General features: G+C 69.0%; 17 protein-coding genes and 1 riboswitch. Of the genes, 12 read left to right on the top strand and 5 right to left on the bottom strand.

The features are described 5' to 3' along the window. Positions 1 to 287 precede the first annotated feature (287 nt). Entirely contained in the window at positions 288 to 3,527 is a 3,240-nt protein-coding gene (locus tag OSC30_RS05335; RefSeq protein WP_267170810.1) for an efflux RND transporter permease subunit, read from the bottom strand. Positions 3,528 to 3,725: 198 nt separating this feature from the next. Beyond that, positions 3,726 to 4,940, bottom strand: coding sequence for an efflux RND transporter periplasmic adaptor subunit (locus OSC30_RS05340; protein ID WP_267170811.1), 1,215 nt, complete (start codon positions 4,938 to 4,940; stop codon positions 3,726 to 3,728). 340 nt (positions 4,941 to 5,280) lie between these two features. On the opposite strand from OSC30_RS05340, the gene OSC30_RS05345 reads away from it, so the two are divergent. After that, complete coding sequence (locus tag OSC30_RS05345) at positions 5,281 to 5,802, top strand: c-type cytochrome (RefSeq protein ID WP_267171056.1); 522 nt, start codon at positions 5,281 to 5,283, stop codon at positions 5,800 to 5,802. A gap of 218 nt (positions 5,803 to 6,020) precedes the next feature. Here the strand turns inward: OSC30_RS05345 and OSC30_RS05350 are convergent, their stop codons facing one another. Further along, complete coding sequence (locus tag OSC30_RS05350; RefSeq protein WP_267170812.1) at positions 6,021 to 6,599, bottom strand: acyl carrier protein phosphodiesterase; 579 nt, start codon at positions 6,597 to 6,599, stop codon at positions 6,021 to 6,023. Positions 6,600 to 6,659: 60 nt separating this feature from the next. Here OSC30_RS05350 and OSC30_RS05355 point away from each other — a divergent pair, with 60 nt between their 5' ends. The 4 genes from OSC30_RS05355 (at position 6,660) to OSC30_RS05370 (ending at position 11,086) form a co-directional block, all read left to right on the top strand. Then, positions 6,660 to 7,349 carry an alpha/beta hydrolase gene (locus OSC30_RS05355; protein ID WP_267170813.1) on the top strand — a complete coding sequence of 230 codons (690 nt, stop codon included), beginning with the start codon at positions 6,660 to 6,662 and terminating at the stop codon, positions 7,347 to 7,349. 127 nt (positions 7,350 to 7,476) lie between these two features. Continuing rightward, positions 7,477 to 8,583, top strand: a complete 1,107-nt coding sequence (zapE, locus tag OSC30_RS05360) for a cell division protein ZapE (protein WP_267170814.1) — start codon at positions 7,477 to 7,479, stop codon at positions 8,581 to 8,583. 290 nt (positions 8,584 to 8,873) lie between these two features. Next, the gene (locus tag OSC30_RS05365) at positions 8,874 to 10,691 is read left to right on the top strand and encodes a putative bifunctional diguanylate cyclase/phosphodiesterase (protein WP_267170815.1); all 1,818 of its coding nucleotides are present in this window, start codon (positions 8,874 to 8,876) and stop codon (positions 10,689 to 10,691) included. Then, a complete protein-coding gene (locus tag OSC30_RS05370; RefSeq protein ID WP_267170816.1) occupies positions 10,688 to 11,086 on the top strand; it encodes a hemerythrin domain-containing protein in 399 nt (132 codons plus the stop codon). The genes OSC30_RS05365 and OSC30_RS05370 overlap by 4 nt, the downstream gene beginning before the upstream one ends. An 86-nt stretch (positions 11,087 to 11,172) precedes the next feature. Here OSC30_RS05370 and OSC30_RS05375 read toward each other — a convergent pair whose 3' ends face one another. Both OSC30_RS05375 and OSC30_RS05380 read right to left on the bottom strand, forming a co-directional pair. Next, complete coding sequence (locus tag OSC30_RS05375; RefSeq protein WP_267170817.1) at positions 11,173 to 11,643, bottom strand: DUF421 domain-containing protein; 471 nt, start codon at positions 11,641 to 11,643, stop codon at positions 11,173 to 11,175. Positions 11,644 to 11,647: 4 nt separating this feature from the next. Beyond that, complete coding sequence (locus tag OSC30_RS05380) at positions 11,648 to 12,673, bottom strand: SDR family oxidoreductase (protein ID WP_267170818.1); 1,026 nt, start codon at positions 12,671 to 12,673, stop codon at positions 11,648 to 11,650. Positions 12,674 to 12,925: 252 nt separating this feature from the next. Next, a riboswitch (cobalamin riboswitch) is annotated at positions 12,926 to 13,147 on the top strand. Between the two features lie 245 nt (positions 13,148 to 13,392). On the opposite strand from OSC30_RS05380, the gene OSC30_RS05385 reads away from it, so the two are divergent. The 7 genes from OSC30_RS05385 (at position 13,393) to OSC30_RS05415 (ending at position 21,501) form a co-directional block, all read left to right on the top strand. Further along, on the top strand, positions 13,393 to 15,810 hold the full coding sequence (locus tag OSC30_RS05385; protein ID WP_267170819.1) for a ribonucleoside-diphosphate reductase subunit alpha: 2,418 nt from the start codon (positions 13,393 to 13,395) through the stop codon (positions 15,808 to 15,810). Between the two features lie 12 nt (positions 15,811 to 15,822). Next, positions 15,823 to 16,053, top strand: a complete 231-nt coding sequence (locus OSC30_RS05390; protein WP_267170820.1) for a hypothetical protein — start codon at positions 15,823 to 15,825, stop codon at positions 16,051 to 16,053. A 225-nt stretch (positions 16,054 to 16,278) separates the two neighbouring features. After that, positions 16,279 to 17,286, top strand: a complete 1,008-nt coding sequence (locus tag OSC30_RS05395; RefSeq protein WP_267170821.1) for a ribonucleotide-diphosphate reductase subunit beta — start codon at positions 16,279 to 16,281, stop codon at positions 17,284 to 17,286. 33 nt (positions 17,287 to 17,319) lie between these two features. Continuing rightward, positions 17,320 to 18,180 (top strand): helix-turn-helix domain-containing protein, encoded by an 861-nt coding sequence (locus OSC30_RS05400; RefSeq protein ID WP_267170822.1) that lies wholly within the window; start codon positions 17,320 to 17,322, stop codon positions 18,178 to 18,180. A 34-nt stretch (positions 18,181 to 18,214) separates the two neighbouring features. Next, on the top strand, positions 18,215 to 18,664 hold the full coding sequence (locus tag OSC30_RS05405; protein ID WP_267170823.1) for a nuclear transport factor 2 family protein: 450 nt from the start codon (positions 18,215 to 18,217) through the stop codon (positions 18,662 to 18,664). 579 nt (positions 18,665 to 19,243) lie between these two features. Next, complete coding sequence (locus OSC30_RS05410) at positions 19,244 to 19,630, top strand: BlaI/MecI/CopY family transcriptional regulator (protein WP_267170824.1); 387 nt, start codon at positions 19,244 to 19,246, stop codon at positions 19,628 to 19,630. A gap of 2 nt (positions 19,631 to 19,632) precedes the next feature. After that, on the top strand, positions 19,633 to 21,501 hold the full coding sequence (locus OSC30_RS05415; protein WP_267170825.1) for a M56 family metallopeptidase: 1,869 nt from the start codon (positions 19,633 to 19,635) through the stop codon (positions 21,499 to 21,501). The last annotated feature ends 47 nt before the right edge of the window (positions 21,502 to 21,548 follow it).

The raw sequence follows: 21,548 nt of genomic DNA on the forward strand, positions 1-21,548 counted from the left end.
GCTCTTCTCTCTCACCGCGCTCCACAGACCCTTTCTTTTGGTTACTTTTCTTTGGGTCCGCAAAGAAAAGTGACTCGAGCGCCGACAGGCGATCGAAAGCCCGCCGCAGGCGAGCCAGGTCGCGGAAAGACCCAGCAAGTGCGACAACCGGCACAGCGTTCTTGCCGACATCCGCGCAAGCCCCGGCCCCTCACCCCAGCTCTCTCCCCGGAGGGGAGAGGGAGCCATATGAGGCGCGCGACAATTCCGGGCGAGCCCTTCCCTTTCGCGGGAGAGACAGGCAACTCCTACGCCGCGCGGGCATCGGCCTGCGCACGTTCCAGCGCACGCCGCTCGCGGCGCAGGCGGAGCCAGTCGGAGAAGCGCTCCATGTACAGATAGATCACCGGCGTGGTGTACAGCGTCACCAGCTGCGAAAGCAGCAGGCCGCCGACGATCGACACGCCCAACGGCCGGCGCAACTCCGCACCGATGCCATTGCCCAGCGCCAGCGGCAGCGCACCGAGCATCGCCGCGGCCGTAGTCATCATGATCGGACGGAAACGCAGCAGGCACGCGCGGTGAATCGCATCGCGCGCGTTCATGCCGTCGCGCTGCGCCTCGATCGCGAAGTCGATCATCATGATCGCGTTCTTCTTGACGATACCGATCAGCAGCACGATGCCCACGATGCCGTCCACCGACAGGCTCATGCCGCACAGGATCAACGCCAGCAGCGCACCCACGCCGGCCGGCGGCAACGTGGAAATGATCGTCAACGGATGGATGTAGCTCTCGTAGAGCACGCCCAGCACGATGTAGATCACCACGATCGCCGCCAGCAGCAGCAAGACCTCGTCGCCCAGCGAGGCGCTGAACTCCGCCGCCTTGCCGATGAAGCCGCCACGCACCTGCGGCGGGAAGGCCAGCTGCGCCTCGACCTCGTGGATCGCCTCGACCGCCTGCGACAGCGAGTAGCCCGGCGCCAGGTTGAACGACAGCGTCACCGCCGGCAGCTGCTGCTGGTGGCTGACCACCAGCGGCGCGTTGGTGACCTCGGCGGTGGCCAGCGAGGCGATCGGGATGGTGCCGCCCGCGCCGATCTGGAAACCGACGTTGTTGTTGCCGATGCCCGCCGGCGTGGCGGAATTGGCGGACGTCAGCTGGCCGAAGCTGGTCGCGTTGGAGCCGGTCAGCGCGCCCGAGCCGTTGCCGCGCACGGTGAGCTTGTTGAGCAGGTCGCGGCTGGTGCGGAATTCCGGTGCCACTTCCAGCACCACGCGGTACTGGTTCAACTGGGTGAAGATGGTGGAGATCTGGCGCTGGCCGAACGCGTCGTACAGCGTGTCGTCGATGGTCTGCACCGGCACGCCCAGGCGGCTGGCCTTTTCGCGGTCGATGGTCAGCTTGAGCGCGTTGCCCTGGTTGGCCAGATTGTTGTCGACGTCGGCCAGTTCGGGCCGCTGGCGCAGCGCCTGCGTCATCTGCTCGGTACGCTTGGCCAGGTCGGCCGAGTTCACCTCCGACAGCGAGTACTGGTACTCGGTGGAGGACACGCGGCTGTCCAGCGTCACGTCCTGCACCGGCTTGAGGTATAGCGCCACGCCGGGGATGTTGGCCACCGCCTGCTGCAGGCGCGGCAGCACCTCGTCCAGGCCGGCGCGGTCGCCGCGATCCTTCAGCACGATCGAGAGCTGGCCCTGGTTGAGCGTCGGGTTGATCGCGCCGGCGCCGATGAACGCGGCCACGCCGGACACGGCCGGATCCCTGCCCAGCGCGTCGGCGACCGCCTTGGTGCGCTGCTCCATCTGCGGGAAGGCGACGTTCTGGTCGGCCTGCACCACGCCGGTGACCAGGCCGGTGTCCTGCTCGGGCAGCAGGCCTTTGGGGATCACGATGTACAGGAACACGGTCAGCACGACGGTCGCACCGGCCACCAGCATGGTCAGGCGGCGGTGGTCGAGCACCCAGTCCAGCGTGCGACCGTAGAAATCCACCGTGCGCAGCCACACGCCGCGCTTGCCGGCGGCGGCGTGGCGCTCGTGCGCGTCGTCGCCTTCCGGAAGCTGGTCCGGCTTGAGCAGGTAGGCGCACATCATCGGCGTCAACGTCAGCGACACCAGCATCGAGATTGCCACGGCGATGGTCAGCACCCAGGCGAACTCGTGGAACAGGCGGCCGGTGACGCCGGGCATCAGCAGCAGCGGCAGGAATACCGCGATCAGCGAGACGGTCAGCGACAGCACGGTGAAGCCGATTTCCTTCGCGCCGGTTTCCGCGGCCTCCTTGCCGCTCTTGCCCTGCTCGATGTAGCGCACGATGTTCTCGATCATCACGATCGCATCGTCGACCACGAAGCCGGTGGCTACGGTCAGTGCCATCAGCGAGAGGTTGTCCAGCGACATGCCGGTGAAGGCCATCACGCCGAAGGTGCCCATCAGCGACAGCGGCACCGCCACCGACGGAATGATGGTGGCCCACAGCCGGCGCAGGAACACGAAGATCACGCCCACCACCAGGAACACGGTGAGGATCAGCGTGAACTCCACATCGTGCACCGAGGCGCGAATGGTGACGGTGCGGTCGGCGAATACGTCCAGGTGCACGTCGGCCGGCAACACCGCGCGCAGCGAAGGCAGCACGGCGCGGATCTGCTCGACCGTCTGCACGATATTGGCGCCGGGCTGGCGGCGGATGTCCAGCAACACCGCGGGCTTGCCGTTGGCCCAGGCGGCGAGCTGATCGTTCTCCACGCCGTCGACGACGCGGGCGACGTCCTTCAGCCGCACCGGCGCGCCGTCCTTGTAGCTGATGATGGTCTGGCCGTAGGCGGCCGCGTCGCTGAGCTGGTCGTTGGTGCCGATCGAGTAGCTCTGCGTGGCGCCGTTCAAGGTGCCCTTGGGCGCGTTGACGTTGGCCGCCTGCAGCGCGGCGCGCACGTCCTCCAGCGTGAGTCCGAGATTGGACAGCTGCGAGGGGTTGACCTGCACGCGCACGGCCGGGCGCACGTTGCCGGCGATCGAGACCAGGCCCACGCCCTGCACCTGCGAGAGCTTCTGGGCGATGATCGAATCGGCCAGGTCATTGACCTCGCGCAGCTGGCGGCTGTCGGAGGTGAGCATCAGGGTGAGGATCGGCGCGTCGGCCGGGTTCACCCGGTTGTACACCGGCGGGTACGGCAGATTGTTCGGCAGCGTGCCGCGGGCGGAACTGAGCGCCGCCTGCACGTCCTGCGCGGCGATGTCGATGTCCCGGTCCATGTTGAACTGCAGGATGATCGTCGACAGGCCGGCGGACGAATCCGAGCTCATCATCGACAGGCCCGAGATCTGCCCGAGCTGGCGCTCCAGCGGCGTGGTCACCAGCGCCGCCATGGTGGTGGCGCTGGCGCCGGGGTACTGCGTGGTCACCACCAGGCTGGGTGCGTCGATTTCCGGCAGCGCCGAGACCGGCAGCTGGCGGTAGCCGAGCACGCCCAGCAGCAGCACCGCGACCATCAGCAGCGAGGTGGCGATCGGGCGGCGGATGAAGAGGGTGGAGAAGCCCATGGGGTATCCGGATCTGTGTGTTAGGTAAAGGCGTACGCCATCCGTGGATCGCGACCCAACCACCGTTCGCCCCGAGCACAAGCGCAGCGAAGTCGGAGGACTGCCCCTGGACTTCGGCCTGCGGCCTGCGCTCGGGGCGAACGGCTATTTTTCAGCAAGCCCCGGAGCTTTCGAAAAGCCCGGGACTGCCTTCTGTCATCAGTGCCCGCGGCGACCACCGCCCTTCTTGGCCTTCTCCAGCTCTTCCTTGGTCGGCGCCGGCGGCACCTCGCCGGGCTTGAGCGGATTGACCTTGCTGCCGGGCTTGAGCCGGAACTGGCCCTCGGTGACCACGCGCTGGCCTTCGGTCAGGCCGCTGGCGATCATCACCGCGCTGTCGCCCACTTCCTGGGCCACCTGCACCGGCTGCATCTTGACCGTGTTGTCCTTCTGCAGCAGGTAGACGTAGTCGCCGTCCGGACCGCGCTGCACCGCCTGCGCCGGGATCACCAGGCCGCCGCCGACCGTGCGCACCTTCAGCCGCACGTTGACGAACTGGCCCGGCCACAGCTCGTTGTTGGTGTTGGGGAACTCGGACTTCAGGCGGAACGTGCCGGTGCTGGCATCGATCTGGTTGTCGATCACCTTCAGCACGCCGCCACCGGCGACCACGTGCGAGTCGCCGCGATCGAGTGCCGCCACGGTCAGCTCGCCCTCGCCCATCGCCGCTTGGCGCACCATGTCGAGGTTCTGCTCGGGCAGGTTGAACATCACGTTGATCGGGTGCAGCTGGGTCAGCGTGACGATGGTGCTGGTGGTGGTCACCACGTTGCCCGGGTCGACGCCGCGGATGCCGGCCAGGCCGTCGATCGGCGAGACCACCTTGGTGTAGCCCAGCTGCACCTGCGCGTCGCGGATCTGCGCCTGGTCGGAGGCGAGGGTCGCCTCCAGCTGGCGCACCGTGTTGCGCAGCGCGTCCAGGTCCTGCTTGGCGATGTAGCCCTTCGGGCCCAGTTCCTGGCTGCGCGAATAGTTGGCCTTGGCGGTGGCCAGCTGCGCCTGGTCCTGGTGCAGCCGCGCCACGGCCTGATCATAGGCGGCCTGGAAGGTGCGCGGGTCGATCTGCGCCAGCACCTGGCCCTTCTTCACCGGCTGGCCTTCGGTGAACTCCAGGCTCATCAGGCGGCCGCTCACCTGCGGGCTGATCGCCACGGTGTTGAGCGCCTGCACCGTACCCAAGGCGGTCAGGTACACCGGCACGTCCTGACGCGCCACCGGCACCACGGTGACCGGCACCGGCGGCTGCTTGTCTTCCTTGCCCTGCGCCTGGGCCTGGCCTGCCTTGCCGTCCGGCTTGCGCACCAGGCTCAGCCCGACCACGAGCAGCACCACTACCGCCACCACGACCAGCGCGATCTTCCAAAAACGCGACATTGAAAAAGCTCCCGGGGAATGAAGTCGATCCGTGCCGGCCGCGCGCTGCGCGCAGCCTGGTTGAACCTGTGAAAAGCATAGGGTTACAGCAACGGCCTTGGACAATGCCAGTTGACAGGGGTGCCCCATGACCGATGACACGTTACCGGTGGCATGGACACCGCAGGTGCGCATCGTAGGGCCTGCGCGCCGCACTGCGGCGGCCCGCCGCGCATGCGGCCTGCAAACTTGGCGCGCGCTTTGATCTATAATCGGCGTCTTGTTTGTCCCGCGCCGGCCGCTCGACGGAGTTTACCGGCACGTCCACAGATCATTTGGAGTTACTTGCGTGAGCGGTTCCCTGACCAAATCGGACCAGAGCTTCATCCGCCAGTTCGGCTGGCTGATCGCCGGTCTTCACGTGCTGGCACTGGTGTTGCTGGTCATGGCGTACAGCATCTACACCAGCTCGGCGAAGGAAACCAATCCGCATGCCGCGCAGCGCATCGCCGAGCGCCTGGCCCCGGCCGGCGCCGTGTACGCCGGCGACACCGGCCGCTCCGCCATGCTGGCCGCGCAGGAAGCGGCCGCGAAGGCCGCCGCCTCGCAGGTCGCCTTCGGTGGCAGCACCGACGGCAAGACCGTCTACGAGGGCCTGTGCCACAGCTGCCACACCGCCGGCGTGGCCGGTGCGCCGAAGCTGGGCGACAAAGCGGCCTGGGCGCCACGCATCGCCCAGGGCATCGACACCCTGGTCAAGCACGCGATCGAGGGCTACCACGGCCCGGACGGCAACTTCATGCCGCCCAAGGGTGGCATGCCTTCGCTCACCGACGAGCAGGTGGCCAATACGGTCAAGTGGATCGTCGACCAGGCCAAGTAGACGCGCCGACGCTGAATCGGGAACGCCGCCTCCGGGCGGCGTTTTTTTTGCGCAACGCTTCCCGGATCTGCTTGTTGCAGGAGGCCTCGAAATACCGGGTCGATGTCTGGTGCAGGGAAGGGCCAGCTGATTTCGGGGTTATCTGGAGCAATCCGTAGGGTGGGCTTCGGCCCACCATGGAAGGTTCCCGCAACGGGGATGGTGGGCAGAAGCCGATCCTACGGTCTCCACGTGCTGGCGAAGCGCTGCAACTGCGGAAAGAACGCCTCGAACCGCTGCTGCAGCGGTTCGTCCAGCGCCTGCAGCGCCGGCAACATGCCGCCCAGCGGGTTGTCCCGCTTGAGCCGTTGGCCGATGCCGGCCAGCGCGCGTTCCAGCACGGCCGGGTCGGCGTAGGCGGCGGGCAGGTCGTTGGCCTGCATGTACCGGGCGAAGCGCCTGGCGGTGTCCGGCAGCAAGGCGTCCTGCTGGTGCAGCAGTTCCCGCAGGCCGGTCGAAAAGGCCGCCAGCGGCAGCGGCGACCAGCGGCCGAAATCGCGCGCCAGGCAATGGTCGAACCACATGTCCAGCGCGATGCCAGCGTAGCGCCGGTACGGCGGCTCGAACAGCGCACGCGCCGCGAGTACCTCCGGGTGGCGGTCGGTGTAGCCGTCGATCGCCCGGTGCAGCGCGATGCCCTGGCGCACGCTCGCCGGCAAGGCGGGGTCCGGCGCCCCGCGCACGAAGTCGCCGAGCACGCCGCCCAGGCGCCATCCTTCGTCCGCCCCGGCCAGCAGCGCGTGCGCCAGATGGTTCACGTGCGCGCCCGCGGCAGGCACGACGGCCGATGCACGGCCGCGACGGTTATCATTGTGCGCATGACGCCCACCACCGCTCCCGACAATCCCGCTTCGTTTCCGCGCGAAGAGGCGAGCTTCGCGCTCGACGGCCCCGCCGGCAAGCTGGAGGCCATCGCCAACGTCGCCGCGCCCGCGGAGGCGCGCCGCGGCGTGGCGGTGATCTGCCATCCGAACCCCGTGCAGGGCGGCACCATGCACAACAAGGTGGTGACGATGGTCGAGCGCAGCCTGCGCGAATCGGGGCTGGATACGCTGCGCTTCAATTTCCGCGGCACCGGCGCCTCCGAGGGCGAGTACGACGAGGGCAACGGCGAGGGTGACGACCTCGCCGCGGTGGTCGAGTGGGTGCGCCGCGTACGTCCCGACGACGCACTGTGGCTGGCCGGGTTCTCCTTCGGCAGCTACGTGACCATCCGCAACGCGGTGCGGCTGCAGGCCGCCGCGCTGGTCAGCATCGCGCCGCCCGCCGGGCGCTTCGCGCTCACCGAAACCGATCCGCCGCAATGCCCCTGGCTGATCGTGCAGGGCGAGGCCGACGAGGTGGTCGAGCCGCAGGCGGTGTTCGACTGGATCGAAAGCCTGCCGGTAACACCCGAAGTGGTGCGCATGCCCGAGACCAGCCACTTCTTCCACCGCCGGCTGATGGATCTGCGCGGGGCGGTCAAGCATGCCGTGCAATCGTGGCTGCCGCCGCGACGGAACGGGTGAGTCGCCGTTGCCCCTTCCCTGCCATGCCGGGCAGGGTTGGGGAGGGTGCTTTCCCTCACGCCCGCACAACCCCTCCCAACCTCCCCCTGCAAGCAAGGGGAGTAGCCGCCATGCCTGACCCGTCCCGATGACCGACCTCACCCCTTCCGCCCGTTACCACGAAGGCGTCGCCGCCCACCGCTGGGAATCGGACCCGGCGCAGCTGGCGGTGCTGCCGACGTTCGATCGCCTGCACGCGGCGCTGTGCGCGGCACCGGAAGACGGCGGCCTGTTCGGCCGGCTCAAATCGCTGTTCGGCGACGACGAGCGTGCGCCAGTACCGGGCCTGTACCTGTGGGGCAGCGTCGGCCGCGGCAAGACCTTCCTGATGGACCTGTTCGCCGCCAGCCTGCCGCACGGCGTGGCGCTGCGCCGGCATTTCCACCGCTTCATGGGCGAGGTGCACGCGCACCTGCGCGAACTGGGCGAGCGCGCCGATCCGCTGGAGGACGTGGCCGAAGGCCTGGCCGCGCGCTGCCGCGTGCTGTGCCTGGACGAGTTCCTGGTGCAGGACATCGGCGATGCGATGATCCTGGCCAACCTGCTCGAGGCGCTGTTCGCGCGCGGCGTGTCGCTGGTCACCACCTCCAACACGCCGCCGAAGCATCTCTACAAGGACGGCCTGCAGCGCGCCCGCTTCCTGCCCGCCATCGCGCTGATCGAGAAGCACTGCCAGGTGGTGGAGATGGTGTCGCCGCACGACTGGCGCCTGCGCGCACTGGCCCAGGCGTCGGTCTACCTGACCCCGCCGGGCGCCGAGGCCGAACGCGCGCTGGCGCGCATCTTCGCCAGCCAGGCCGATGACGAGGCGCGCGAAGACGGCACGCTGGAGATAAACGGCCGCCCCATTACGGTGCGCCGGCAGGCGCCGGGCGTGCTGTGGTTCGACTTCGAGGCACTGTGCGAGGGCCCGCGCGCGGTGGCCGACTACATCGCGCTGGCGCGCATGGTGCCGACCGTGATCGTCTCCAACGTGCCGCAGTTTTCCGTGTTCAGCGAGGACGCGGCCAAGCGCTTCGTGCTGTTGGTGGACGAGTTCTACGACCGCCACGTCAAGCTGGTGTTGTCGGCCGCCGCGCCGATCACCGAGCTGTACGACGGCGAGCGCCACCGCGCCGAATTCAGCCGCACCGAGTCGCGGCTGATCGAGATGCAGAGCGAGCAATACCTGGCGCTGCCGCACCGGCCCGACTAGCCGGCTTCCTGTAGGAGCGCCCTTGGGCGCGACCGAGCCCCTTCACGATCGCAACGGGCTGCCCGCGCCGGAGCCGCCGCACCAAGCGCCTGGCGCCATCGCCCGCCTTTTCGCACGAGTGCCGTCGGGGCCAGCGGGAGGTCTCGCGGTCGCGCCCAAGGGCGCTCCTACAGTGGGCCCCGTGCATGGCGCGGCTTTCGCTTTTTCGCATTGCGGCCGCCGACGCGGCCGAAGTACTCTGCCGAAGGGTTACTGCGGTTCCCACCAGGTCGGCCGGAGGGGAGAACGCCATGCACACGACCGTGGAGCACGAGCTGGAGGCGGCGTCCCTGGACGAGGACAGCGTTTCGGTCACCAGTGTGTGCCCGGCCTCTGCGGCGGACGAGTACGCCGTGCCGGGTTTCGATGCGGTCGCGCACCTGGCGGCCGCCTCGCTCGACGTGGCGATGGTTTCGCTGGTGCTCGACAGCGGCGGCGCCTATTGGTACAGCCGCGACCCCGACAGCCGCCGCCCGCACGCACTGCATCCGCTGTACCTGGAAGCGGCGCGCCGCGGTGCCGGCCAGGTGCTGCCGGACATCGCCGCCGACGCGCGCTACCGCGACACCCCGCCTCTGACCGGGCCGTTGCCGGCCGCGTTGCGCTTCTTCGCCTGCGAACCGGTGTTCACGCTCAACGGGCGCCATGTCGGTGCGCTGTGCGTGATGGACCATGCGCCGCGCGCGGGCCTGGACGAGGCCGGGCGCGAGGCCTTGCGCAATGCCGCGCGGCTGGCCGGCGCCGGCGTGGTGCTGGGCGGCTACCTGGGCCGCACCGATCCGGTCACCCAGCTGCCACATCGCAGCGCGTTCTTCGAGGACCTGCGCGCGCGCCACAAGAACGGTGCGCAGCAGGCCAGGCTGATCGCCATCGAGGTGGCGCCGGTGGAGCGCTTCAACGCGTTCGTGCGCGCGATGGGCTTTCCCTACGCCGACGAGCTGATGCGTGCGGTGGCCGCGCGCGTGCAGACATGGATGCCGCTGGACACCCATCTCTACCAGGTCGGCGCCACCCGTTTCGCCGCGGTGCTGCCGGAGGCCGACCGGCCGCTGGACGACTGCCAGCTGGACGACCTGGTGAGCCGCCTGCGCGCGCCGTTCGACTGCCTGGACATCCCGCTCACGCTGCAGCCGGGCGTGGGCCTGCTCGACCTGGACGTGCGTCGGCTCGACGGCACCGATCCGCTGCGGCAGGTGATGAGCGCCTCGCACGCGGCGCAGCGCCACCCGCGCGGCTGGGCGCTGTACGAGCGCAGCCAGGACGAGCGCCACCGGCAGGAGTTTTTCCTGGTCACCGAACTGGCCGCCGCGCTGACCGAGCGCACCGAGCTGTACCTGCAGTACCAGCCGCGCGTGCGGCTCAGCGACGGCCATTGCGTGGCGATGGAAGCGCTCGCGCGCTGGCGCCATCCGACCCTGGGCGAGGTGGCGCCGGGCCAATTCGTGCCGCTGGCCGAGCGCGCCGGCCTGATGCGCGCGCTCACCGGCTGGGTGCTCGACCGCGGCGTGGCGCAACTGGCCGCCTGGCGCCGCGAGGGCTACGACATCGGCCTGTCGATCAACATCTCCAACGCCGATTTCGACGCGGACCTGGTCACCCGCCTGCAGGCGGTGTCCAGCCGCCATGGGGTGGATCCGCGCGCGCTGGAGCTGGAATTCACCGAGAGCACGCTGCTGGCGCACAACGACGCCACCAGCCGCCACCTGGCGGCGGTGCGCGAGCTGGGCGCGGGCATCGCCATCGACGACTTCGGCACCGGCTACAGCAACCTGGCCTCGCTCAGGCAGATGCCGGCGACCTGCCTGAAGATCGACCAGTCGTTCGTGCGCGCGATGGATGCCAGCCCGCACGATGCGGCAATCGTGCGATCGACCGCGGCGCTGGCGCACGATCTGGGCTTCCGCGTGGTGGTCGAGGGCGTGGAGAACCGCCGCATCTACGACATCGTGCACCGGATGGCCTGCGACGAAGTGCAAGGCTTCCACGTCTCGCGTCCGCTGCCGGCCGCCGCGGTGCCGGCCTGGCTCGACCGCGCGGCGGACGGATACCACGGCGGGAGCGGTGGATGAGGTTGACCGATATCCTGCGCGACCAGCATGCGCAGCTGCACGTCCTGCTTGATGACCTGCAACGCCTGGGCGTGGCCGGCCCGGAGGGTCGCGATCGCCTGCAGAAGGCACGGCAGGCGATGCTTTCGCATTTGAGCCTGGAGGACCACCGGCTCTATCCGGCCCTGCATGCCAATCCGGCCACCGTCGGCCTGGCACGTCAGTACGCTGTCGAGATGGAGCAACTGACGCCCGCGCTGGTGGCCTTCTTCGACACCTACCACGACGGCAGCGTCGACCCGCAAGCGTTCTCGCGCAGCCTGGCGCAGTTGCAGGCGGTGCTGCGGCAGCGCATCGGTCGCGAGGAAGGGCGCTTGTATCCAGCCTACGAGGCGCATTGCGAAAGACTGGATTGAGGCTTTCCTGTGGGAGCGCACCCTGTGCGTGACCGGGATGCGTGGCGGTCGCGCACAGGGTGCGCTCCTACAGAAACCCTGCCCGCTCAGTCGGGCTTGGACGCTCTCAACACACTGATCTTGCCGTTGGCCTCCAGCCGCACCTCGGCCACGTCGCCCACCTCGCGCAGGCCCTTCTCGCGCAGCACGCGGCGAAACGCTTCCTCGGACATGTCGTGCTTGCGCAACGCGCCGTCGATCACCCGGCCGTCGCGCACCAACAGGCTTGCGTGGCCCTCGACCAGCCGGTCCAAACGCGGCCAGCGCGCGCAGGCCCAGGCGATGCCCTTGTCCAGCAGGAAGATCGCCAGCACGCCGATGATCGCCGCCAGCGGCGTCTTGTCGTCGCCGATGATCGCCGTGCGCAGGGTGCCGCCGACCAGCATCAGCACGACGATGTCGAACGTGGTCATCTCGCCGAACGAACGCTTGCCGAGCAGCCGCAGCAGCACCAGCAGCCCCAGGTAGACGCCGGCAACGCGCAGCGCGTACACCCACCACGGACTGGAGATGTCCACGCGCTCAGCCGGTCGAGCCGCCCATGACCGGCAGGATCGCGCCGTTGATGTAGCTCGAGCAGCTCGGCGCGGCCAGGAATACGTAGGCGGGCGACAGCTCTTCGGGCTGGGCCGGCCGGCCCAGCGGGTTGGACTTGCCGAAGTTGGCCACGCCCTTGGCCTGCTTGTCGGCCGGGTTGAGCGGCGTCCACACCGGCCCGGGCGCCACCGCGTTGACCCGGATGCCGCGCGACACCAGGTTGCTCGCCAGCGACATGGTGAAGGCGTGGATCGCGCCCTTGGTGGCCGAGTAGTCGAGCAGGTGCGCGTTGCCGAACAGGCCGGTTTCCGAGCCGGTGTTGATGATCGCGCTGCCCTTGTGCAGATACGGCAGCGCGGCCCTGGCCATATGGAAGTAGCCGTATATGTTGGTGCGCATGGTCAGGTCGAAGTGTTCCTCGGTGATGTCCTCCAGCGCGTCGGCGTGTTCCTGGTAGGCGGCGTTGTTGACCAGCACGTCGAGCCGGCCGAACGCGCCCACCGTCTGGCGCACCGCCTTTTCGCAGAACTCCGGGTCGCGCACGTCGCCGCGGATCAGCAGGCAGCGCTGCCCTTCCTTCTCCACGTGGCGCTTGGTCTCGCGCGCGTCCTGGTCCTCGGACAGGTAGACCACCGCCACGTCCGCGCCTTCGCGCGCGAACAGCACCGCCACGGCGCGGCCGATGCCCGAATCGGCGCCGGTGATGATCGTGGCCATGCCTTCGAGCTTGCCGCTGCCGCGGTAGTCGGGCGCCTCGAACTGCGGGCGCGGATCGAGCCGGGATTCCTGGCCCGGCTTGCGCAGGTGCTGCTCGGGCAGCGGCGGGCGCGGTTTTGGGCGCGGGCTGGTGGGTGCGGGCTGCTTCTTCGCGGTGTCCTTCTTGCCCGCCGACTTCGATGCCTTGGTCTTCTGCTGGTCCTTCGCGTCGGTCTGCTGCTGGACGCGCCGCCCCTTGGCGACGGCTCCCTTGCTGCCGGTGGCGCGCGCAGGGGTCTTTTTCGAAGTGGCCATCGTGCCGCTCCCGTTGTGGCTGGGTATGGCCCGCGACGATAGGCAGCCCGTCGTGGCGGACAGGTGAGCGGAGCGTCGGGGTCGACGAGCCCAGCCGCGTTCCCCCGCGAAAACTGCAGAAGCCCACTGGCGGGCGATGCTCTTGGGTGCATCGGAATAAGAGCATCGCCCACCAGTGGCCTCCTGCAGGGAGCGCGGACCCTTGGTTGCCATCAAACACGAGATATTGGGTTGACCGTTGCCATCCGTGCCGATATGTTGTGCCCCGTCGGTGCCCGTCCAGACGCGACTGTCGGTCGGGCTTAAAAGGGAATCCGGTGCGAATCCGGAACTGCCCCGCAGCGGTAAGCGGAAACGAACGTCCTCACATGCACTGGGCCGCAGCGCCTGGGAAGCGGGGGCAAGTAGGCAGGGATCGAAGATTCGATCCCACGTCCGCGAAGTCCGAAGACCTGCCGGCACGCCGGGCCCCACGGGCCGACGGTCGCGTCCCCTGAGACGCGCCCGTCCGACCCTGACGCGGCCCGGCGCGGGTGACCGCTTCCGCGGGGAGGCGCGTTGCATGCGGGTGTCCTGTGCCTGCGTGATGCGCGTCATTCCGTGGCAAGCGGACCCTCAGGCCCTGCGCGCGGGAGCAGGCGTTTGAAGTTTTCGGAACCGTCGCGTCGGTGCGCCACTCCTCCGCATCCGGCGCGACGGCTTCCCTTCCGGAGATCCGCATGGACACCCTCGACACCCCTTCCCGCGAAGGCACCGCCACCGCGCCCGACGACGACAGTTTCATCCTGACCCCGCCGCACAACCCCGCGCAGATGCGCGTGACCAAGCGCAACGGCGCCACCGAAAGCGTGGACGTCAACAAGATCGTGCGCGCGGTGACGCGTACGGCCGACGGCCTGCACGCGGTGGACCCGCTGCGCGTGGCGCTGAAGACCATCGGCGGCCTCTACGACGGCGCCACCACCGCCGAGCTGGACCAGCTCTCGATCCGCACCGCCGCCGCGCTCACCGCGGAAGAGCCCGAATACGGCCAGCTCGCGGCGCGGCTGCTCGGCGGCTTCATCGACAAGGAGGTGCGCGGGCAGGAGATCCAGAGCTTTTCGCAGTCGATCGCGCGCGGTGCCGGACTGGGCCTGCTCAACGCGCGGCTGCGTGATTTCGTCGCCGCGCACGCACGCAAGTTGAACGACGCGATCGATCCGCTGGCCACCCGCCGCTTCGAATACTTCGGCCTGCGCACGGTGTACGACCGTTACCTGCTGCGCCATCCGCAGCAGCGCACGGTGGTGGAGACGCCGCAGTATTTCTTCATGCGCATCGCCTGTGCGCTGGGCGGCAGCGACGTCGGCGAGACGCTGGAGCTGTACCGCCTGCTCTCGGCGCTGGAGTACATCGCCAGCTCGCCGACGCTGTTCAACGCCGGCACCGCGCACGAGCAGTTGTCCTCGTGCTTCCTGCTCGATTCCCCGGCCGACTCGCTGGAGGCGATCTACGACAAGTACGCCGACGTGGCCAAACTGTCCAAGTTCGCCGGCGGCATCGGCCTGTCATTCACCCGCGTGCGCTCGCGCGGCTCGCTGATCCGCGGCACCAACGGCCATTCCAACGGCTTGGTGCCGTGGCTGAAGACGCTCGACGCCTCGGTCGCGGCGGTGAACCAGGGCGGCAAGCGCAAGGGCGCGGCGTGCGTCTACGTCGAGCCCTGGCATGCCGACGTGGAGGAGTTCCTGGAGCTGCGCGACAACACCGGCGACGAGGCGCGACGCACGCACAACCTCAACCTCGCCAACTGGATCCCCGACGAGTTCATGCGCCGGGTCGAGGGCGACGGCGAGTGGTCGTTGTTCGATCCCAAAGCCGTGCCACATCTAGTCGATCTGTGGGGCGCGGCCTTCGAGCGCGCTTACCGCGACGCCGAAGCGGCGGGCCTGGCGGCGAAGACGGTGAAGGCGCGCGAGCTCTACGCGCGCATGCTGCGCACGCTGGCGCAGACCGGCAACGGCTGGATGACCTTCAAGGACCGCTGCAACGCCACCGGCAACCAGACCGCCGAGCCGGGCAACGTCATCCACCTGTCCAACCTGTGCACCGAGATCCTGGAGGTCACCTCCGACGCCGAGACGGCCGTGTGCAATCTGGGCTCGATCAACCTGGCGCGGCACGTGGCCGACGGCGGCTTCGACTTCGAGAAGCTGGCCGCCACCGTACGCATCGCAGTGCGCCAGCTCGACCGCGTGATCGACCTCAACTTCTATCCGATCGCCACCGCGCGCGAGGCCAACCGGAAATGGCGGCCGGTGGGACTGGGCGTGATGGGGCTGCAGGACGTGCTGTTCCAGCTGCGGCTGCCGTTCGATGCGCCCGAGGCGCTGGCGCTGTCCACGCGGATTGCCGAGGAGATCTATTTCCATGCGCTGGAGCAGTCCTGCGCGCTGGCCGAACAGTACGGCGCGCATCCGGGTTTCGCGCAGACCCGTGCCGCGCGCGGCGAGCTGCAGTTCGACTATTGGCCACAGGCCGCGCCGCACGACGGGGAGCGTTGGAACGCGCTGCGCGAGCGCATCAAGTCCGGCGGCCTGCGCAACTCGCTGCTGATCGCGATCGCGCCCACCGCCACCATCGCCTCGATCGCCGGCTGCTACGAATGCATCGAGCCGCAGGTATCGAACCTGTTCAAGCGCGAAACGCTCTCGGGCGATTTCCTGGTGGTCAACCGCTACCTGGTGGATGAGCTCAAGACGCTCGGCCTGTGGACGGCCGAAGTACGCGACGCGATCAAGCTGGCCGAGGGATCGATCCAGGGCATCAAGGCCATTCCCGAGCGCCTGCGGCAGGTCTACCGCACCGTGTGGGAGCTGCCGCAGAAGGCGTTGATCGACCTGGCCGCCGCGCGCGGCGCCTACATCGACCAGAGCCAGTCACTCAACCTGTTCATGGAGAACCCGAACATCGGGCAGCTCAGCTCGATGTACATGTACGCGTGGAAGGCCGGGCTCAAGACCACCTACTACCTGCGCTCGCGGCCGGCGACGAAGATCGCCAAGACCACCGTGGCGGCCTTGCCGGATCAGCAGCAAGCGAGCGCAGCGGTGTTCTGTTCACTGGAGAATCCGGAGTATTGCGAGGCCTGCCAGTGAAGCGAGGCGCACATGCAACGCTATGGGAATCTCGAAGGCGACTCGGGCATAGCCGAGTACGAGTTCGCACCCGGTCGGATACTCATTCGATTCGTGGGCAAGCCAACCATCTACGAGTACGACGGCATGCATCCTGGTGCCCGGCAAGTACGCGAGATGAAGGCGCGAGCGAAGGAAGGCCGAGGACTCGCCACCTATATCAGCCAGCGCGTGGGAACCAACTACGCCCACAAGTGGGAGTAACCGCAAAGCTGGCGCGGGCCGCTCCCCTCTCCCGCCGGGAGAGGGGCTGGGGGTGAGGGTGCGACCCTTGCCACAAACCCGTTCTCCCTGAGCGTAGGCGCGCAGCGCCGAAGTCGAAGGGCCCGCACGCACCCCAATGTCCCCGCAAGTACCGCACCCTCATCCGCCCCTTCGGGGCACCTTCTCCCGGTGGGAGAAGGAGCTCGCATATCCAAGGCCACCCCCATGACCAGCCAACTGCTCGACCCCGGCTACGCCCTCACCCTGCGGCCGATGCGCTACCCCGCGTTCTACGAGATGTACCGCGCCGCCATCCGCAACACCTGGACCGTGGACGAGGTCGATTTCGCCCCCGACCTCAACGACCTCAACGGCAAGATGAGCCCCGCCGAGCGCCACCTGATCCAGCGCCTGGTCGCCTTCTTCGCCACCGGCGACACCATCGTGGCCAACAACCTGGTACTCAACCTCTACCAGCACGTCAACGCCCCCGAAGCGCGCATGTACCTGTCGCGCCAGCTCTACGAGGAAGCGCTGCACGTGCAGTTCTACCTGACCCTGCTGGATACCTACATTCCCGATCCGGGCGAGCGGCACAAGGCGTTCGACGCGATCGAGACCATCCCTTCGATCCGCGCCAAGGGTGCGTTCTGTTTCAAGTGGATCGACTCTGTCCAGCAACTGCGCCGGCTCGACACCCGCGAGCAGCGCCGGCAGTTCCTGCTCAACCTGATCTGCTTTGCCGCCTGCATCGAGGGCCTGTTCTTCTACGCCGCGTTCGCTTACGTCTACTACCTGCGCTCGCGCGGCCTGCTGCATGGGCTGGCCTCGGGCACCAACTGGGTGTTCCGCGACGAGAGCGGGCACATGGCGTTCGCCTTCGAGGTCGTGCGCACGGTGCGCGCGGAGGAGCCGGAGCTGTTCGACGACGCGCTGCGCGCGCAGGTCGAGGCGATGCTGGAAGAGGCGATCGATTGCGAGACGCAGTTTGCCCGGGACGTGCTCGCCGGCGGCGTGGCCGGCCTGTCGGTCGAGGACATGCGCCAGTACCTGGAGTATTGCGCCGACCAGCGGCTCGCCCAGCTCGACCTGCCGAAGAAATACGGCGCGACCAATCCGTTCGATTTCATGGACCTGCAGGACGTGCAGGAAGTGACCAACTTCTTCGAGCGACGCGTCTCGGCGTACCAGGTCGGCGTGCACGGCGAGGTGGCGTTCGACATGGCGTTCTGAGACGCTCGTCGGATCGCCCGCCGCGAGGAACCGATGAGCCTGGCCGACGCCACCGTGCTGTTCGACAGCCCGCTGCTGCGGATCACCGGCATCGACTGCCGCCACCCGCGCGGCGGCTGCGGCTGCGAGCGCGGCGACGAGCGCACCCACCTGGCGCTGCTGCGCCGCGGCGGCTTCGGCTACCACCTGCGCGGAGCGGTGCACGTGGGCGACCCCGCTACCGCGCTGCTCTACCGCGCCGGCGACAGCTACCGCGTCTCGCATCCGTTCGGCGGCGGCGATGCATGCACCTGCTTCGAGGTGGCCCCGGAACATGAGGAGGAATGCTTCGGCCGCCGGCTGCGCCACGGCGATGCGGCGCGGGCGCTGCGGACGCAGGAACAGTACCGGCATCGCATGCTGCACACCGCGCTCGTGCGCGGGCAGACGGAGCCACTGGCGGCCGAGGAATTCGCCGCGGTGCTGTGCCACGACATCCTGCATCGCGAGGGACTGCCCCAGGCCACACTGTCGCCCGCCGCCCGCAGGCTGGCGCGGCGGGCGCAGGAGGCGCTGCTTACCGACCCCGCCGGCAATGCCGGCCTGGCAACGCTGGCCACGCGCGTGGACTGCTCGCCCTTCCACCTGGCGCGCGTGTTCCGCCGCACCTTCGGCCTGTGCCTGAGCGACTACCGCATGCGGCTGCGACTGGCGCGCGCGCTGGACCGGCTCGCCGAGGGTGCGGACGACCTCGCCGCCCTGGCCTGCGACCTGGGCTTTGCCCACCACAGCCATTTCGGCGCGGCGTTCCGCCGGCACATCGGCATGACTCCTGCGATGGCACGGGCGCGGCTGCGCCTGGACGGGCCGCAAGTGAGCAGGCATTTGATAGCGGTGCCGTGTCGCGATCGTTAGCTTTTTCCCGGTCATCATCCCGCTGGAGAACGCCATGAAGATTGCCACCGCCGTGTTCGCCCTCGCCGTCGCCTTCCACGCCCACGACGTGCACGCCACCTCGCCCCACGCGATGTTGCCGCCGGCACTGGCCACGGCGGTCGCTGCCTTCGATCGCGCGCAGGTCGATGGCGATGGCGCTGCGCTGCAGCGGCTGCTCGCCGACGACTACGTGTTGTTCAACAGCCGCGCCCGGGTCGAGGACAAGGCCGATTTCATTCGCGACTACACGGCGGCGGGTTATTCGCTGAAGCCGTTCACGGTGGAGGAGGAGGTGGTGCGCCACTGGCCGGGTGGCGCGGTGCTCGGCGGCGTGGCAACGCTGGAGGGCACCAGCGAGGGCAAGCCGTTCAAGGTACGGCTTCGCTTTGCGGACATCTGGCGCGAGCAGGATGGCCGCTGGCAGGTGATTTTCACCGAGGCCACTCGCGTCCCATCGCCGTAGCCGCTCGGCCTTTCAGCTCCCCGGAAAGAGAGTTGGGGTGAAGGCTTGCCAGAAGTCGTCGAGCGCCTCACTTTGCTCCCTCTCCCCTCCGCGGAGAGGGCTGGGGTGAGGGGCCGGGGCTCGCGGGAATGTCGGCAAGAACGCTGTGCCGTTTATCGCACTTGCCGGACTTTTCGCGACCTGGCTCGCCTGCGGCGGGCTTTCGATCGCCTGTCGGCGCTCGAGTCACTTTTCTTTGCGGACCCAAAGAAAAGTAACCAAAAGAAAGGGTCTGTGGAGCGCGGTGAGAGAGAAGAGCTAGGTGCCTTCTTGCCTTGCCTGGTGGGCGCCTGCTCATAGAGGAGCTACCGCCGCTTTGCCGCGGTCGCTCGGGAGCCGCGTGCTTGCTCCCTCTCCCCTCCGGGGAGAGGGCTGGGGTGAGGGGCCGGGGCTCGCGGGGATGCGGGCAAAAACGTTGTCGTTCTTGTGCGGTCCTTCCGCGACGTGGCTCGCCTGCGGCGGGCCTTCCGTGCCGGTCGGCCTATTGACTACACGTGTAGTCAGCGCTAGCTTGACTACATCTGTAGTCAGGAGTGCGCCATGTCCCGTCCCACCATCGGCGATCAGGAACTCGCCCTGCTGCACTATCTGGCCGAGCACGCGCCTGCCTCGGTGGGCGAGGTCGCGGCCGGTTATGGCGAGGTGCGGGGGCTGGCGCGTTCGACCGTGCTGACCATGATGGAGCGCCTGCGTGGCAAGGGTTATCTCAAGCGCCGGCAGGCGGGCGGCGTGTATCGCTACAGCCCCGCCACGGCGCCGGGCGAAGCCATGCGCCACGCGGTCGGCAGCTTCGTGGAGAAGACCCTGAGCGGCTCGGTGTCGCCATTCGTGGCGTACCTGTCCGAGCGCGCCGAGGTCAGCGATGCCGAGCTGGCCGAGCTGGAGGCGCTGGTGGCCCAGTTGCAGTCACGCCGCAGGGAGCCCTGACCATGGCTACGTTCACCTTGCTGCTGGATGCGCTGTCGGCCCGCCTGCTGTGGACTTCGGCCCAGGCCTGCCTGCTGATCGGCGCGGTGGCGCTGGCCTGCCGCCTGCTGCCGCGCCTGCCGGCGGCGATCCGTTGCGCGCTGTGGTGGCTGGTCGGCGCGCAGTTGGTGCTGGGCCTGGCCTGGCATACGCCTCTGCAGCTGCGCTGGCTGCCGGCGCCTGCCCAGGCCACGGTGTCGACGACCCGGGCGGCGCCGGTGGTGGTGTTGCCGATGTCCACGCAGGCTGTGCCGGTGCCCTCGCCACGGGCCATCCAGGCGCCGGCCAACCCCTCGCCGCTGCCGTGGCCGCGCCTGCTGCTGGCGCTGTGGCTGGCTGGCGTGGCGCTGCAGCTGGCGTTGCTGGCGCGCCAGGCGTGGCACGCGGCGCGGGCACGCGGCGCCGCGCGGCCGGCGCCGGCGGACTGGCAGGCCGTCTGCCGTGTGCAGGCGCAACGGCTGGGCCTGCGGCGTGCGCCGCGGCTCGCCTTTTCCCCGGCCATCCGCTCGCCGCAGGTGCTGGGTGCCTGGCGTCCGCTGGTGTTGTTCCCGACCGATGCGCGCCTGTCCGACGAGGAAACCGCGATGGCCATCGCGCACGAACTGGCACACCTGCGCCGCGGCGATCTGTGGCTGGGCTGGATCCCGGCGCTGGCGCAGCGGCTGTTTTTCTTCCATCCGCTGGTGGCCTGGGCGATGCGCGAGTACGCGCTCAGCCGCGAGGCCGCCTGCGATGCCCAGGCGCTGGTCTCGACCGGCGGCGCACCGCAGGCCTATGGCCGCCTGCTGCTGCGGATGGGCGTGGCCGCACCGCTCCCCTCCGGCCTGGCCGGAGCTTCCCCCACGTTCCACAACCTCAAGAGGCGACTGACCATGTTGCAGCACATCGAGGCTACTTCCCGCCGCAGCCGCGGCTGGCTGCTGCTCGTCGCGATCGCGATCGCCGGCGTGGTGCCTTACCGCGTGACCGCCACCAGCGCGGACACGCCCGTGGCCAGCACGCAGGCCGGCCACGTCCAGCCGGCGCCGGCGCCTCCCGCGCCACCGGCACCCCCGGCTGCGCCGCCGGCCCCGCCCGCGTTCGCACCTCCGGCGCCGCCCGCGCCGCCGCCGCACGCACCACCGCCGCCGCCACCGCCCCCGCTGGAATTCGACGGCCTTTCCGCCAGCCAGGTCTACATCGACAGCAGCGCCCCCGGCGAGAGCGTCTTTGCGCTGCTCGACGACGAATCGATCGTGGTAACCGCGCCGCGTAACGAGCTCGCCGGCATCGAGCGCCTGCGCAAGGAAACCGGGGGGCCGCTGCTGTGGTTCCGCCACGATGGCAAGGCCTACATAAGCCGCGACCTGGCCACCATCGCCGAGGCGCAGAAGGCCTACGCGCCCGTGTCCGGGATGGCGAGGCAACAGGGCAGGCTTGCCGGCGAACAGGGCAAGCTGGCCGGCAAACAGGCGGGGCTGGCTCAGCGCGACGCCGCGATCGCCCGCGCACAGGCCGTGGTGGCGCGCCAACAGGCTGCCCTGGCGCGAGAGGCGGCGTTTGCGACGCCGGCCGCCGAAACCGAAGTCGCGGCACAGGCGCGCGAGGCCAGGCAGCGTGCGCTGGAACAGCAACAGGACCGACTTGAACAGAAGCACGCGGCGCTGGAGAAAGCGACTGCCGCACAACGGCAGGAGCTCGAGAAACAGCAGGCTGCGTTCGAGGCGAAGCAACAGGCACTCGCGCAACGCCAGCAGCAGGCCAGGGAGCAAGCCGAAAAGCAGATGCAGCAGGTGCTGGAGGAAGCGGTCCGCAACGGCAAGGCGAGGGCCGTCTCGGCGACGGCGAACTGAATCGACGGATCGCGCGTCACCCGGGAGCCCGCCCCTCGCGGCGCTCC

Source organism: Frateuria hangzhouensis (genome assembly GCF_026410505.1).
GTDB classification, from domain to species: domain Bacteria; phylum Pseudomonadota; class Gammaproteobacteria; order Xanthomonadales; family Rhodanobacteraceae; genus Frateuria_A; species Frateuria_A hangzhouensis.